Source organism: Rhodococcus sp. IC4_135 (assembly GCF_011602025.1).
Taxonomy (GTDB): Bacteria; Actinomycetota; Actinomycetes; order Mycobacteriales; family Mycobacteriaceae; genus Rhodococcus_F; species Rhodococcus_F baikonurensis.
In genome coordinates, this window is the sequence record NZ_JAAOLG010000009.1 from 119,691 (window position 1) to 134,018 (window position 14,328).

At 61.3% G+C, this 14,328-nt stretch carries 12 protein-coding genes; 4 read left to right on the plus strand and 8 right to left on the minus strand.

Going from position 1 to position 14,328, the window contains the following annotated elements:
- Positions 1–6: 6 nt before the first annotated feature.
- Positions 7–921: a LysR family transcriptional regulator gene (locus G8767_RS18015; RefSeq protein WP_166810940.1), complete on the minus strand. Its 915-nt coding sequence runs from the start codon at positions 919–921 to the stop codon at positions 7–9.
- An 81-nt stretch (positions 922–1,002) separates the two neighbouring features.
- On the opposite strand from G8767_RS18015, the gene G8767_RS18020 reads away from it, so the two are divergent.
- A complete protein-coding gene (locus tag G8767_RS18020) occupies positions 1,003–1,992 on the plus strand; it encodes a pyridoxal-phosphate dependent enzyme (protein WP_166810942.1) in 990 nt (329 codons plus the stop codon).
- A 154-nt stretch (positions 1,993–2,146) separates the two neighbouring features.
- Positions 2,147–3,772, plus strand: coding sequence for an amidohydrolase family protein (locus G8767_RS18025; protein ID WP_166810944.1), 1,626 nt, complete (start codon positions 2,147–2,149; stop codon positions 3,770–3,772).
- A gap of 93 nt (positions 3,773–3,865) precedes the next feature.
- On the opposite strand, the gene G8767_RS18030 is transcribed toward G8767_RS18025, so the two are convergent.
- The 4 genes from G8767_RS18030 to G8767_RS18045 form a co-directional block, all read right to left on the minus strand.
- On the minus strand, positions 3,866–5,017 hold the full coding sequence (locus G8767_RS18030) for an MFS transporter (protein ID WP_240952385.1): 1,152 nt from the start codon (positions 5,015–5,017) through the stop codon (positions 3,866–3,868).
- Between the two features lie 286 nt (positions 5,018–5,303).
- On the minus strand, positions 5,304–6,500 hold the full coding sequence (locus G8767_RS18035; protein WP_240952387.1) for a beta-lactamase family protein: 1,197 nt from the start codon (positions 6,498–6,500) through the stop codon (positions 5,304–5,306).
- Positions 6,501–6,600: 100 nt separating this feature from the next.
- Positions 6,601–7,785 carry a serine hydrolase domain-containing protein gene (locus tag G8767_RS18040; RefSeq protein ID WP_166810946.1) on the minus strand — a complete coding sequence of 395 codons (1,185 nt, stop codon included), beginning with the start codon at positions 7,783–7,785 and terminating at the stop codon, positions 6,601–6,603.
- A 228-nt stretch (positions 7,786–8,013) separates the two neighbouring features.
- The gene (locus G8767_RS18045; RefSeq protein WP_206029476.1) at positions 8,014–9,099 is read right to left on the minus strand and encodes a serine hydrolase domain-containing protein; all 1,086 of its coding nucleotides are present in this window, start codon (positions 9,097–9,099) and stop codon (positions 8,014–8,016) included.
- Between the two features lie 277 nt (positions 9,100–9,376).
- Between G8767_RS18045 and G8767_RS18050 the strand changes: the two genes are divergently transcribed.
- Complete coding sequence (locus G8767_RS18050) at positions 9,377–10,570, plus strand: histidine kinase (protein WP_346843006.1); 1,194 nt, start codon at positions 9,377–9,379, stop codon at positions 10,568–10,570.
- 41 nt (positions 10,571–10,611) lie between these two features.
- Positions 10,612–11,295 carry a response regulator transcription factor gene (locus tag G8767_RS18055; protein WP_206029477.1) on the plus strand — a complete coding sequence of 228 codons (684 nt, stop codon included), beginning with the start codon at positions 10,612–10,614 and terminating at the stop codon, positions 11,293–11,295.
- A 96-nt stretch (positions 11,296–11,391) separates the two neighbouring features.
- On the opposite strand, the gene G8767_RS18060 is transcribed toward G8767_RS18055, so the two are convergent.
- The 3 genes from G8767_RS18060 to G8767_RS18065 form a co-directional block, all read right to left on the minus strand.
- The gene (locus G8767_RS18060; protein ID WP_166810954.1) at positions 11,392–13,386 is read right to left on the minus strand and encodes an SDR family oxidoreductase; all 1,995 of its coding nucleotides are present in this window, start codon (positions 13,384–13,386) and stop codon (positions 11,392–11,394) included.
- 50 nt (positions 13,387–13,436) lie between these two features.
- Positions 13,437–13,559 carry a hypothetical protein gene (locus G8767_RS36365; RefSeq protein ID WP_019747629.1) on the minus strand — a complete coding sequence of 41 codons (123 nt, stop codon included), beginning with the start codon at positions 13,557–13,559 and terminating at the stop codon, positions 13,437–13,439.
- 280 nt (positions 13,560–13,839) lie between these two features.
- Entirely contained in the window at positions 13,840–14,307 is a 468-nt protein-coding gene (locus G8767_RS18065) for a hypothetical protein (RefSeq protein WP_235171826.1), read from the minus strand.
- Positions 14,308–14,328 lie beyond the last annotated feature (21 nt).

The following is a 14,328-nucleotide window of genomic DNA, read 5'->3' on the forward strand; positions in this document are numbered from 1 at the left end:
TCATGACTAAGGGTGTCCATCCAGTTCGACGCGCTCACGCATGGATTTCGAGACTGCTGTCAGAGTTTGGACGAACGCGTCGATCGCCGGAGCACGTGGAGGTCTCCCGTATGTCGCGACGGAGATGGTGCGTCGCTCGTCGGGAATACGGTGCGCGCGGATATCCGGATTCCGATGTGCCAGGAGAGCGAGGGCGGGAAGGGTGCTGACTCCGCTTCCGGAGGCGACCAGCGCTTGGACCGCGACGTAGTCGTCGGTCTCGAACTCGATCCGCGCTACGAATCCAGCTCGTCCGCAGGCGGTCAGGAGGTGGGCGCGGCAACTCGGGCAGCCTGCAATCCAGGTCTCACCGGCGTAGTCCGTGATCTCGTTGGCAGCATCTACATTCCGCGCAGAGGTGATCAGGTACAACGGATCTTCCAGCAACGTCGTCTGCGTGACATTCTTGAGCCCGACATCGGCGGTGTCCTCGTGCGCGAAGACGACTGCTACGTCGACATCGTTGTTGCGAAGCAGTGCAAGCGCTTTGGGTGGTTCTGCCTCGACGAGGCTGATGGACACCTCGGGGTGCCGAGATGTGAACGTTGCCATGGCTTGCGGAATCACACTTGCCAAGGCCGACGGGAATGCGGCAAGTCGTAGCCGCCCGGCCCTCAGCCCTGCGTACGTCTGGACTTCGGCTACTGCGGCATCAACGTGGCCGAGGATCTCGGTGGCTCGCTGAACCAGTACAGTGCCGGCGTCCGTCAGTCGCAGACCGCGGCCGGCTCGTTGGAACAATGGAACTCCGACCTCAGACTCGAGCTGTCGTAGGTGATGACTGATGGAGGGTTGCGCGTAACCGAGCGAATCGGCGGCGGCCGTCACCGATCCTTCCTGTGCGACAGCGACCAAGATCCTCAGCCGAATCAGATCGAGCATGTCAAAATCATAGAAGATTTCGATGCTTTTGACGAAAACACGTATTGGACCTATGAATCAGTGTTTGGCAGGGTGAATCACATGGCACCGGCATCTGATCTCACGGCATCAAACCAGCTACATCCACCCGTATGGGCAGACATCGAGCGTGCCAGTCAGGTCGTCCGACGGCATCTACCGGCCACGCCCCTGATATCGCACCCGACGTTGGGTGCGGGCTCGTGCAGCCAATTGTTCGTCAAACACGAGAACGTGCACCCCACGGGTGCGTTCAAGGTTCGCGGCGGACTGAATCTGGTGGCAGGACTGGATGAGGCGACGCGGGCACGGGGCATCATCGGCTACTCGACCGGAAACCATGCTCAATCCTTGGCGTATGCCGCAGCGGGTGCGGGCGTGCGGTGTGTGATCGTCATGCCGGTTGGGGCGAATCCAGTCAAGGCTCACGCTGTCCGCATGCTCGGAGCCGAGCTCATCGAGCACGGTGTGAACTTCGACGAGGCACGTGCTCACGCCGATTTCATCAGCGAACGTGACGGCCTGCGTCTCGTGAGCGCCGCCAATGAGCCGGCAATCCTCGCCGGTGTTGCAACGGCCTACGTCGAACTCTTCGAACAACAACCTGATCTGGACGCGGTGGTGGTCCCAGTCGGTGGCGGCAGCGGTGCGGCGGCGGCGTGTCTCGTCGCCAGTGCGCTTGCACCGCACCTCGAGGTGTTCGCAGTGCAGTCTGAGGCCGCACGAGCCGCACATGACTCTTGGAGTTCCGGCACGTGCGTCGAGCGCCCGAACACCACCCGTGTCGAAGGGCTTGCGACCGGGGCCGGATTCGCACTGACTCAAGGCATCATGCGAGAACGGCTAGGAGGTTTCCTGCTCGTCACGGACGATGACATCACCCTCGCGCAGCGGGCGTTGCTCTACGACGCTCACACTTTGAGCGAAGGCGCCGGTGCGGCCGCACTTGCTGCGGTCTACGCACATCCGAACACCTTCGCGGGCAAGCGCGTTGCCGTCGTCTGTACGGGCGCCAATGCCTCTGAGAGCGAGATCCGCAGGGTCGTCAGTTAATCGATAACACGATCGGAACAATGTTGCCAGTTTGGTAGGGCGGCACCAATTTTGCATCGCGTATGTGTGCCTGGAACAAGATTTCGCTTCCACGATTGAGCAGAGTGAACAGGGTCGCATCTCGCGACAGCAAGGCCACCGTGGAGGAGACGTGATGCTGCCAACAATCATCGTTCGGGACGGGACTGTGCTCGATGGTAGAGGGAGCCTGCCCAGGAAAGCGGATGTTGCGATCGCGGGTGACACGATCGTGGAAGTCGGAACGATCGGTGCTGTGTCGGGGGCGATCGACATCGATGCTCGCGGTTGCATGGTGGCTCCCGGTTTTGTGAATGTGCTCAGTCATAGCTACCTCACGCTGCAGCAAGACCCGCGAGGATTGTCGGACTTGTATCAGGGGGTCACAACCCAGGTCTTCGGTGAAGGCGTGTCTCTCGGACCGGTCGCGGGTTCGATGACTCCGGCGATGCTCGGATTGGGTGCGATTCCGTCTGGGGTGCAATCACATTGGCCGAGGCTGCACGATTTTCTCGAATCCTTGGAGACGGACGGCGTCGGTTTCAACGTGGCGAGCTTCGTCGGCGCAGCGAATCTGCGCATGGTGGTTGCGGGTGTGGACAATCGCCTGTTGAGCGAACAAGAGCTGGCCGACGCGTGCACCCTGCTCGACGAGGAGCTTGAAAATGGAGCTCTCGGAGTTGGTTCGGCTCTGATCTATCCACCCGGAAGCTATGCGGATACCGGCGAGTTGCGAGCATTTTCGCGGGTGCTCGCCAGGCATGATGCCGTCCATATCTGCCATCTTCGAAGTGAAGGGCAGAGGTTCCTCGAAAGCATCGAGGAACTGATCGACATCGCTCGCACGACAGGAGCGCGTGCGGAGATTTATCACCTCAAGGTTGCTGGTAAGTCGCACTGGCACAAAATGTCCGATGCCTTGCAATTGGTTGAGTCGGCTCGCGAGGACGGTGTGCGAATCACCGCGGACGTATATCCGTACGAGGCGGGGAACACGCTGCTCAGTGCCGCGTTGCCACCGGAGTTTCGGTGTCGTGACACGACGGCCGGGCGCACGCACCTGAACTCGACCGGTGTCCGAGACCAGATCCGCGAGAGGATCCATCGTGAGGACGAGGACTGGGAGAATCTCTACGCTGCGTCCGGAGGTGCCGATGGGGTGACGATCTTGTCCGAGGTACCGGCACTCGGGATCCGAGCGGGGGAAGCTCTGGGATCTATTGCTCGGAGGATGGGGCATCACGACCCGGTAGACACCATACTGGCTGTTCTCGACGCTCTCCCCACAGCCGAAGCTGCCTATTTCATTGCGTCGGAGGACAACACGCGAATTGCCTTCGAGCGTCCCTGGGTTTCGGTTGGTTCCGATGCCGATGCTCAAAGCACGGAGACCCTTTTCGCGGGGCAACCCGTCCACCCCCGTTCATTCGGAACTTTCGCCCGTATTCTGAGCCGCTACACCCACGGCATTGGCGGGCAATCAGTCGAGGAATGCGTTCGCCGAATGACCAGCCTTCCTGCTGAAAACTTCGGTTTGGCGAAGCGGGGCTACATTGCGCCAGGGGGATACGCCGATCTGGCGATCTTCGACCCCTCGCAGGTAGAGGATCTCGCGACATATGACAACCCAAGAGTGTATGCGACCGGAATGCGGCACGTTGTGGTCAATGGGCAACCGGCACTGACGGACGGGGTGCCGACGGGGAAGCTTGCAGGGCGCGCACTTCGGCGCTCACGCAACGGGTTCGATGCAGTGAGGTGACGAGCTGGCACCGGGGTCAGCTCCGGATCGGCGAAGCGGCCACTGCCGGGAACGACCCTTCAGCGGCCACTTCGCCGGACCACGTGAGAGCCCTCAGAATTTCGCCGGGGTTTGTGGAACGATCATGGCCACCAAAGCCGCCGCAGCCGTCGCGCCGACCAGGACTCCGAACGCGGCCATGTACGAGAACTGGTCCACCATCCATCCCATCACGAGGGGGGTGATGAAACCGGCAAGCTGTCCACAACCGTTGATCAAACCCATTCCGGAACCGAGGAATTCGGCAGGCAATGCCCGCAACGGGAGGGCGAAGATCGACATCGAGCACAGTCCGCTGACGCCCATCGCGAGGGTTTGATAGAACGTGAACATCGCGACGGTATCGGTGGTAGTCATCAAGAACAGCAGAATGGCGGAGGTGGCCATGCACGGAACGAGCAGAATGCGCGCGCTGTCGTGAAAGTACTTGTCCACCAGACGTCCACCGACGACGATGGCCAATGCCGTGACGATGAACGGGATCGCCGCGAAGATTCCCGTATCGATCAGCGAGAGCCCCTTTTCGTTGAGGAGGTAGCTCGGCACCCAGGTCAACAGCCCATATCCGGTCATGTTGGCCAGGCAGAACAGAAGTGCGAACTTCCAGACCGAAACGGACTTGAATACCGCGGCGCGTGAGTGTTCACTGGCGAGCGGTTGCAGTGCGGCCTCCGGATCTTCCGTGATCTCTGTGTCCAACGGCGCCGGGAGCACCAACCAGACGACTGTGCCGATCACGGCGCCGACTATGGCCACCAGCCAAAATGCGTCCCGCCAACCGACGGCCATGAGAACTGGGGCGATGATCAATGGTGCGATGCCGGGGCCCAGGTTGTTTGCACCGATCATGAAGCCCATGGCCGTGGCGCGAGTTTTCGGACGGGTTCGCTCAGCCAGAGCTTTGAACGACGCTGCTGGGAAGAGACCCTGGCTGAGCCCGAACATCGCACGCATGACCATCAGCGAGACGAGTCCCCAGGCGAATCCTGTCAGTGCGGTGAACACCGACCACAGGATCAACGCAACGATCAACAGTGGTCGGGGTCCGAATCGGTCGGCCAGCATGCCGCCGGGGACCTGCCCGAGCATGTAAAAGATGGCGAAGATCGACACGACTCCGCCCAATTGCGTATTACTGAGGGAGAATTCGTCTCCGATCATCGGCAGTGCAAGCCCGATCATCACGCGATCTATCATGTCGATCATCCAGATCGTACTGAGCAGCCCAACAGTCATAGTCGTTGTTCGACGAATTGACTTGTTGTCCAATATGTTTTGTATCGACTTGCCGCCGCTATGCGAGGGTTCCTCAACTGTGGCGCGTTCCGACTTCATCATGTCTCCTGAATTGCGTTGTGCCGCATGGACTGATGAAGTGTGGCAGCGGACACGTTGGCCGCATTGGTCCGTTCGGCCAATAACCGACCGAATGTTTCGTCGGGCGGTACAGTGTCACTCGGGTGAGATTCCGGGTTACGCTGTCACCAGAGCTTTAACTGCACAAAGCTCTGTCCACGGTGTCTACGACGTGTTGCGTGGCGGACGCAGTCGAGGGAAGAGCAGTCACCGCAAGGTTTACGGCGCGCCCATTGTCGGTGATGCCGCCGCGGGTCTCGTAACCGACTATGTCGCCGCCATGGCCCCAGTAGACCCCGCCGCACGAGAGAGTCCTGCTGGTGAGGCCGAGGCCGTACTCGAGTCCAGTGGGCCCGCCGACGTGGACGGTGGTACGCATCTGGTCGAGTTCGGCTGCGGGGAGCAGTCGTCCGTCGAGTAGCGCGTCGAGGAACTGGTTGAGGTCCGAGGTGGTGGAGATCAGCTGCCCTGCGGCCCATCCCCACGACGGGTCCATCTCTGTGACGTCACTCAGTGGGCTGTCTGGTGCGGTGCGGTGGTATCCCTTGGGATGGGGACCCCGGATGGTCATGTCTCCCGGGGATGGGAAGTAGGTGTCGCGCAGGCCGATCGGCGCGAAGATACGTCGATTCATCTCCTCGGCGAGGGGGCGGCCGGTAACCTTCTGTACAAGTAGGCCGGCCAGAATGTAGTTGGTGTTGCTGTACCCCCAACTCGTTCCGGGCGGTGCGTCGGCGGGGTGTTGGAACGCGACGTCGAGCAAATCGTGGGGGTCAGCGTAGCGGTATCTGATCTCTTCGTCATTGACGTGTATTCCGTACTCGGGGAGTCCGCTGGTGTGTTGGAGGAGTTGGCGGATGGTGATGTTGTGGCCGTCGATCCCGTCTCCGCGGACGAGTCCGGGTAGGTAGGTCTCGATGGGGGTGTCGAGTTCGATCTTTCCTTCGGCGACCAGTTGCAGGACCACTACTGCGGTGAAGGTTTTGGTGTTGCTGCCGATCCGTATCTGGCCGTTGTGCGGTACCTCTGATCCGGTGGTCAGGTCACCGACTCCTGCGGTGTAGTTGCGGGAGTTTCCGTTTCGGTCTTGGATGCTTGCGAGGGCGGCGGGTAGTCCGTCCTCGCTCACCAGCGCGTCGAGGGAGCGTTGAACCGCGTCGGACTCGGTGGAGGAAGAACCGACGGTATCGGGACTGAGGGCGGATGACGGCGAGCAGGACGCCAGCGTCATGGCACCGAGGGCCACCGCGGTAACGACCGAAAAGGTCCGGTGCCGTTTGCGGTCCTGCCGGCGATCTGAGGAAGGGAAGCCCTTTCGAATATTGTTACGCATCAGTAGAACTCCTGAGGATTGGTAGGGTTCGGGACATCGTTCGCTCGGGAAGAATTGTTGTTCGATGTTGCGTGCGAAGTCGTGCACGAACATGTTTCCTTCACTCCTCGCACATCGCTGCGTCGACAACTCGCTGTGCTGCTACGAAGGCGTCCTCGCTCATCGGGATGTGATTGAGGGTGAGAGTCACAGCGCGTCCTGTGGTATCGACTCCGCCCGAGGTGCCGAAGCCGGGAATTCCGCCGCCGTGACCCCAGATCTCCTTCCCGCAGGAGCTGTTCACGCGGACTAGTCCGAGTCCGTAGCTGTCCTGCGGGCTCCTGTCGAACGGCACGGTGTGTTTCATCTCGGCGAGCCTGTCATTCGAGACGAGATCGCCGCGTAGCAAAGCCGTGAAGAAAGTGTTGAGGTCGGCGCCCGTTGCGACCATCGCACCGGCGGTGTCGGCCCACGACACGTCGCCATCGGTGACATCGACCTGAATGCCGTCAATCGGGTGATAGCCCTGTGGATGAGAACCGCGGATCTGTGTCTCGCGGGAGGCGGGAAAATAGGTGTCCATCAGTCCGAGCGGATCGATTATGCGGGTGGTGATCTCCTGCGCGGCAGGGCGTCCTGTGACCTTCTCGATGAGCATCCCGAGCAGAATGTAGTTCGTGTTCGAATAGACAGCCTTGTCTTTGGCTTCCGGGCCGGGTGGAAGAGACATCGTGATATCGACCAGTTCAGTGGGGGAGAAGTGCTCCGATGGTTGTGCGCTTGTCCCCACCAGCAGCTGGCCGGGCTTGATGTCTTCCGGCCGTGCTCCGCCGGCGGCGAGGTAGTCCGTCAGTCCACTGGTGTGCTGCAAGAGATCTCGAATGGTGACTCGGTTGCCGTCGTTCCCGTTGCCTACGACCGTTCCGGGCAGGTAGTGCTCGATGCTCATATCGAGGTCGAGCAGTCCGTCGTCGACGAGTTGCATGACGACGGTCGAGACGAAGGCCTTTGTGTTGCTGCCGATTCGGACCCGCGCATCATCGGGGATAGGCTCGCCGGTGGCGGTGTTTCCCATTCCTGCACGAATGATGTGAGTGCCCCGCGACGGGTCGGAGATCACGAGTTGTGCGCCGGGGATCCCCTGCTCGATGACGCCGTCGAGCGCCTGTTGCACGGCAGCGTCGCTTTGCCGAGTGGAATCAGTGGAGTCAGTGGTGTCACCACATCCGCTCACGCCCAATATGAGGGCTGCAGCGGTGACTGCCGGAAGCACAGTGAGCAGCGGGCGACGTCGAAGGGTGGTCATTGGTTGTGGTCTCCTGTTCGTCGAATCTCGTGGTGAGTTCCACATGCAGAGAACAGTATTGACGTGCGTACGCGTCCTCCATGGTGCGAAGTGCAGTCTCTCGGTGGTGCGTGCCGGAGCGTACGGGGTGTAGCTGGCTGCACCTCGGAGTCCCGCGTCTCGCGGCCGATACTGTCGGTTTGACGAGCTATTTCGGAGTAGGCGGCCTTTGGTGATTGACAGGAGGCCTCAGCGGCAAAGGGCGATATCCACCGCGTGTTCGAGTTTTCTCCGGGTGGCGTCGTCAACTACTTGCATGGTGACCGCGATGTTCGCTTCGCGTCCGTCGTCGGTAGCGCCCCCGCGTGTCTCGTATCCAGGGAAACTGCCGCCGTGGCTCCAGGACAGGCCGCCACACGGTAGCGGACGGCTGACCAACCCAAGTCCGTAGCGAGCCTCGGGTCCGAAGGTTTCCTCCGCGGGGACGGTAGTGCGCATCTGGTCGAGTTGGGCTGCGGGGAGCAATCGTCCGTCGAGGAGTGCGTGGAGAAACTGGTTGAGGTCCGAGGTGGTGGAGATCAATTGCCCTGCGGCCCATCCCCACGAGGGGTCTATCTCTGTGATGTCGAGGGGAGGCGCGTCCGATGACTCCCGGTAGTAGCCGCGGGGGTGAAGTTCCGAGATCTTCTCGTCGTATGGTTCAGGAAAGTATGTGTGCTGCAAGTCGATCGGCGCGAAGATTCGCCGGTTCATCTCCTCGGCGAGGGGTGTTTCGGTGATCTTCTGTACGACTAGGCCGGCGAGGACGTAATTGGTGTTGCTGTACTTCCAACTCGTTCCGGGGGCGAAGTCGGCAGGATGTTCGAGCGCGATGTCGAGAAGTTCGCGTGGGTCGTAATATCGGACTTCGTCTTCCAGGTAGTTGCTGTAGTTGGGGAGTCCGCTGGTGTGTTGGAGGAGTTGGCGGATGGTGATGTTGTGGCCGTCGATCCCGTCTCCGCGGACGAGTCCGGGTAGGTAGGTTTCGATGGGGGTGTCGAGTTCGATCTTTCCTTCGGCGACCAGTTGCAGGACCACTACTGCGGTGAAGGTTTTGGTGTTGCTGCCGATTCGTATCTGGCCGTTGTGCGGTACCTCTGATCCGGTGGTCAGGTCACCGACTCCTGCGGTGTAGTTGTGGGAGTTGCCGTTTCGGTCTTGGATGCTTGCGAGGGCGGCGGGTAGTCCGTCCTCGCTCACCATTGCGTCGAGTGAGCGTTGAACCGCATCGTGCCGCGCAGCGGCGGTATCGGCGGACGACGAGCACGCACCGAGGGTGACCACGCTGAGAGTCATTGCGACGGAACAGAGGGCGCGGTGCCGTTTCCGGCTTTGTCTTTGGGGTGAGGGAGGTTGGCCCTGTCGACTGTGGCGGCGCATCAGTAGAACTCCTTGGAGAGATTGATAGGTCTGGACACGATCCTGTCTGCTGGAGGATTGGTCGCGCATCGCTCCGACGCGGGAAAACCATCTCCCTCGATCGGGGGAGGCCATCGCCGAGCGGCCCAGTCATACTTGTCGAATCATGATCACAGGACTAAGACCGCTGATGCGGGGCTCTACATACTCAGCTGTGCTTTTCGCCTTTTGTGGTGTGTTGGCAAGCCTGCCACTTCTGGTGGTAGCGATGTTGCCTGCTCTCGCGTGGCAATCCGCACCCGAGTTCGTCCGGGTGCTTTCGGTCCTGCTCATATGGGTGACTTTGGTAGGAGCACTCGGCCTGGTGCATCCTGTGCGACGCGCGCTCATTGTTTCTGCCCGCCGACTGCTGCAGGTGTCGCTGCCGAGTCCAGCGCTCGGACACCGTACTCCCAACCTCTCGGACATTGATCGCTGGCGGGCCCCGCTCTGGATTGTCCTGCATGTCATGGTGGGTTGGCTGGCGGCGCTCGCGACCAGCGTCCTTTTCATCATGGGGATTTCGCTCCCGGGGAACTGGCTCGGCGGCACGGCGCGAATCAGTCTGTTCGATACGTCGGTTGACGTGACGGGTGGATGGACCTGGGTCGTGGCGGCCGGCTGCCTCCTGCTTGCGGTAGGAATTTGTGTCCTGGTGGCAACACTGCTGAGATGGCTGGCGCCACGACTGTTGGGGCCGTCCACGGCTGAACGGCTCGCGCTGGCGGAAGAACGTGAACTGCAACTGGCCGAACGTAATCGGGTCGCTCACGAGTTGCACGACTCGATCGGACACACGCTCACCGCCGCCACGATCCAGGCGGCGGTGGCCGGCGAGGTGCTTGCCTCCGATCCTGCCGCCGCGAGGGCCGCCATGCGTAGCATCGAGGAGTCGACACGGGCAGCGCTCGAGGACCTGGACTACGTACTGGGTGTACTTCGCGAGGAGAGGCCTGGGGCTGTACCTTCTCGGACGCTGTCGGACTTGCCTGCGTTAATTGATCGGTTGCGGCATGCGGGGGCGGTTGTGGAGGTGAACCTGTCGGGTGACCTTTCACAGATCCAGGGGACACTCTCTCGCGCGGCGTACCGGATCCTGCAAGAGGGGACGACCAATGCTCTGCGGCACGGGGACAGCGGGCCGATCGAAATCACGGTGGCAGTCGGCTCGGAGAGCGTCGAGCTCAGAGTGGTCAACAACATCGGGGCAGTGACCGGGGGAAAGGCAGACGTAGTTCGAAGATCAGGGCGCGGCCTGGCAGGTTTGGCCGAGCGCGTGCGACTCTTGAACGGTGAGTTCAAGGCTGGACCGGACGGAGCCCAGGGCTGGCGATTGAGTGTTCAGTTGCCGGTACGCGTGGCACGATGACCGAAGCCAATTGGAGTGAGGACGCCTCCAACCCTGCAAGCATGCCAGTCACCCTGCTGATTGCGGATGACGACGACGTTACCCGCAGCGGCCTGCGTATGCTGCTCGCAGCTCAGCCCGGGATTGTGGTCGTCGGCGAGGCTTCCGACGGTATCGAAGCAGTGGAGCTTTCGCGGCAACTTCGTCCGGATGTGGTGCTGATGGACGTGCGGATGCCGCTGCGCAACGGAATAGAGGCAACTCGGCACCTCCAGGCCGAGTGCACCGAACCGCCGAAAGTCTTGGTAATCACCACTTTCGAAAACGATGGCTACGTCACGGCCGCACTCAGTGCGGGCGCGAGTGGCTTCGTGCTGAAGCGGCTCCCAGTCCCGCAGATCGCAGCGGCAGTACGTGTGGTGGCGGCGGGCGAAGTGATCCTGTTCCCTGCCGCGCTACGCCGGATGGTTACGCCCCGCCCGTTGGTCTCCGCTGAGGCGTTCCCGAATGCAGCGCTGACAGCAAAGGAGGAAGAGGTATTGCGGTTGATGGCCACCGGGCTGTCCAACTCGGATATTGCTCAGGTTCTGGTTGTGAGCCTGGAGACAGTGAAAACGCATGTCGGGAACGTGCTGGCAAAGCTCGGTGCTCAGAATCGGACGCACGCTGTCGTCATCGCCTACGAGTCTGGTCTGGTGGTCCCGGGGGCAGGCACCGATACGGAACCCTGTGCAACTGGCGGTTGATTGCTTTTGTCAGCGTGACCCGGTGAGGATTCGCCGACTGAACCTACAGATCCGTTCCTCTTGCCGAAACGCTCCGAGACGAAGTCACACCACCGGTCACCAGTGCGTACCGGGCACGAGTCGGGCAGCACGACGGCCGAGTTTGCGGATGCGCGAGCGTGAATGGCGCTGACGCGACGGTGTTGCCGGAACGTCTGACGGGGTTTCCTTGTCTACCTGACCCTTTGCCGCCGGAGAATCGGGGAAGGCCTGGTACATCTGGTTGAGAATCCGGTCCTTGGTGTGCGGTGCGAACAGGGTTCCCAGATCACCCAGAGTTCCCAACGGCACATCGATGCGCTTGGGGCGTTCGATCAGCGCGCGGATCACCATTGCCGCAGCCTTTTCCGGGCTGGTAATCGGGCCGTTGTTGTATTCACCGGTCGGAGCGATCATCGGCGTTTCGACCAGCGGCATGTGGATGGTCGTGAAAGTGATTCCGTCTGCCAGGGTTTCGGAGGCAGCTACGTCGGAGAAGCCGTCGAGGGCGGCCTTGCTCGCCACGTAGGCAGAGAATCTAGGCGTTGCCGCCTGGACTCCCGCGCTGCTGATGTTCACGATGTGGCCGAAGCGGCGAGAACGCATGGTGGGCAACAATGCGAGCACCAATCGCACAGCGCCGAAGTAGTTCACGGCCATCGTTCGTTCGTAGTCGTGGAAACGATCCGTGGAATGGTAAATGCCGCGCCGTATGGATCTGCCGGCGTTGTTGACCAACATGTCCACGTGATCATGTTCTGCCAGAATGCTTTTGATCGTGTGCTGGACCGACTCGTCGTCGGTGATGTCGCAGGGATAACCGAACGCCTTGCCTCCGGTTGATCGAATCTCCTGTACCGCGGCCTCGAGTTCGTCGGTGCGGCGTGCGATGAGGAGAACTGTGGCGCCTTTCTGGGCGGCGGCGATGGCAGAGGCCTTGCCGATTCCGGACGAGCCGCCGGTGATCAAAACCATCCGACCGACAAGTGGTCCTTCGGGATGGTTGCGACGTGCGCGATTGGGATCGAGGTTTGCGCGCCAGTACTTCCACAGCACGGTCGAGTACGACCCGAACTCGGGGACCGTGAGGCCTGATCCGGCGAGGGCGGCAACGGTTCTCTCGGAGGTGAAGGTCGGCGCCATCGTCATGTTGTCAAGCAATGCTGCAGGCATGCCGATGCGATCGAGGAAGACCTTTCGTGCTGATTCTGCCGAGTCGATCGGCAATGGCGAGACAAAGGGTTTGGCGATCACGCCCGGCAGGCTGAGTGCGGGCCGCGGCGCTCCTGCGGCCTTGGCGAGGCCGGCATAGATTTCGCGTACCGGTTGAGGTTTCGGATTGACGAGATGGAACGCTTCGCCGTCACGGCCGGGCACATGCATCAACTCGACGAGGGCAGTGGCCACATAATCGACCGGCACCACGTTGGTTGCGCCGAGGTTGGGGATCGGGACGGGTAGTGCTGCAGGTAGTTTCGCGAGTAGCGCCAGGCCGGGGAACAAGTAATACGGACCGTCGATCTTGTCCATCTCTCCGGTGACGGAGTTGCCGACAACGGCAGACGGTCGATAGACGCGCCAGGTGAGGCCTTCTCGTTCTCGAACGAGCTTCTCGGCCTCGAACTTGGTTCGGTGGTATGGCGTCGGAAAGCCTTGGCCGCAATCGAAATCGGTCTCGCTGAAGGTGCCCGGATGGTCGCCCGCGACTGCGACCGATGACACGTGATGAAGTGTGGCTCCCAGTTTCGCGGCAAGTTCGACCACGGAGCGTGTGCCCTCGACATTTGTCGAAGCCTGCTCGTCTCCGGCTGTGATGTCGTAGATCGCCCCGAGGTGAAGGACGTGGTCGGCAAGCGGGGGAGAGTCGATCCCCAGCTCGGGCTCGGTGAGATCTCCGATGAGTGGATGCACCCGATCGCCGTCGGGAATCGCCGACACCTGTTCTTCGAGTTTGGCGACGGAACCGGCTCTGACCAGCACGTGGATCTGGGCGGTTTCATCACGCTCGAGCAGGAGCGGCAGTACGGCTCGTCCGAGGAATCCGGTACCGCCTGTGACGATGTAAGTGGCCATAGTCGCTAACTTACTCCAAAGTAAGATCGACGGCTAGAGGGAAACGACCATCAGTGCGTCATGACACCGTCCTCGGTGTCGAAGTCGATGCCCGCGGTGATGATTCCGGAGAACAAGAACGCGACGGCAAGTGCAAGAGCGGGGATTGCAAGGATCCATTCGAAAATTGTCATGCTCCAAGTCTGACGAAATCAGCTTCGGAGAACATCGCCCTGCGGAGCGATTTAGGCGATCGGGCAGTCATCCTCGAGGACGACTGCCCGATCAGGGAAATCCACTATGTCCTGTTGCTGAAGAGTTTCGGGCGCAGTGGGGTGTGCCCTCCTTGCATCGCGTTACGTGATTTCGGATGAGATGCGGCGGCCGTTGGTCCGAGGGGGTGAACGCCACGGGCCGGCCGCCAGTAGACCGGCGCACCATCGTCGAGGCGATGGCGTGGCCAGGCCGACAAACTTAGACCGGTTCAGCGCCCGACAAGTCCTCGACCGCATACGGGGTTGTTCCCGCGAACAGAACACCGATCCCGAAAGGATCGGCCATCTCGAGCCTTGACTCAGCGAACCGCAGCAGCCAGGTTCCGTCAGCCCAGATCACCGCCTCAGGTTCGCCGAACAGTGACTCCGTGGCGTCCAACTCCACAAGTTCGGAGTGGGGGAGGCCGAACTGTGGCTCACGCAGCTGTTGACGCAGGTAATCGGCGGCGACTTCGGCAAATTCACCGAACCGGGCGATCACGGTCGCAGCGAGCTCACGCACCGCCGACTCCGGCACGGTGGCCGGCTCGATAACCAGACTCACCGGCCTGGAGTCACCGACCCCCTGGACATCGATGATCGATGTCCAGCACGCCAACGAATCGTCCGAGTCGACTCGCGAAAACGCTGCTGAGCCGACCACAACACTCTCGGGTAAGTCATCCACGACCCCTAGTCAAACACGACT

Excerpts from the sequence above, each read along its gene's own strand:
- G8767_RS36365 (WP_019747629.1), bottom strand. The coding sequence starts at position 13,559 with ATGACAATTTTCGAATGGATCCTTGCAATCCCCGCTCTTGCACTTGCC.
- G8767_RS18040 (WP_166810946.1), bottom strand. The coding sequence starts at position 7,785 with ATGACCACCCTTCGACGTCGCCCGCTGCTCACTGTGCTTCCGGCAGTC.
- G8767_RS18025 (WP_166810944.1), top strand. The coding sequence starts at position 2,147 with ATGCTGCCAACAATCATCGTTCGGGACGGGACTGTGCTCGATGGTAGA.
- G8767_RS18030 (WP_240952385.1), bottom strand. The coding sequence starts at position 5,017 with ATGATCGACATGATAGATCGCGTGATGATCGGGCTTGCACTGCCGATG.
- G8767_RS18055 (WP_206029477.1), top strand. The coding sequence starts at position 10,612 with ATGCCAGTCACCCTGCTGATTGCGGATGACGACGACGTTACCCGCAGC.
- G8767_RS18045 (WP_206029476.1), bottom strand. The coding sequence starts at position 9,099 with ATGACTCTCAGCGTGGTCACCCTCGGTGCGTGCTCGTCGTCCGCCGAT.
- G8767_RS18035 (WP_240952387.1), bottom strand. The coding sequence starts at position 6,500 with ATGCGTAACAATATTCGAAAGGGCTTCCCTTCCTCAGATCGCCGGCAG.
- G8767_RS18020 (WP_166810942.1), top strand. The coding sequence starts at position 1,003 with ATGGCACCGGCATCTGATCTCACGGCATCAAACCAGCTACATCCACCC.
- G8767_RS18015 (WP_166810940.1), bottom strand. The coding sequence starts at position 921 with ATGCTCGATCTGATTCGGCTGAGGATCTTGGTCGCTGTCGCACAGGAA.
- G8767_RS18060 (WP_166810954.1), bottom strand. The coding sequence starts at position 13,386 with ATGGCCACTTACATCGTCACAGGCGGTACCGGATTCCTCGGACGAGCC.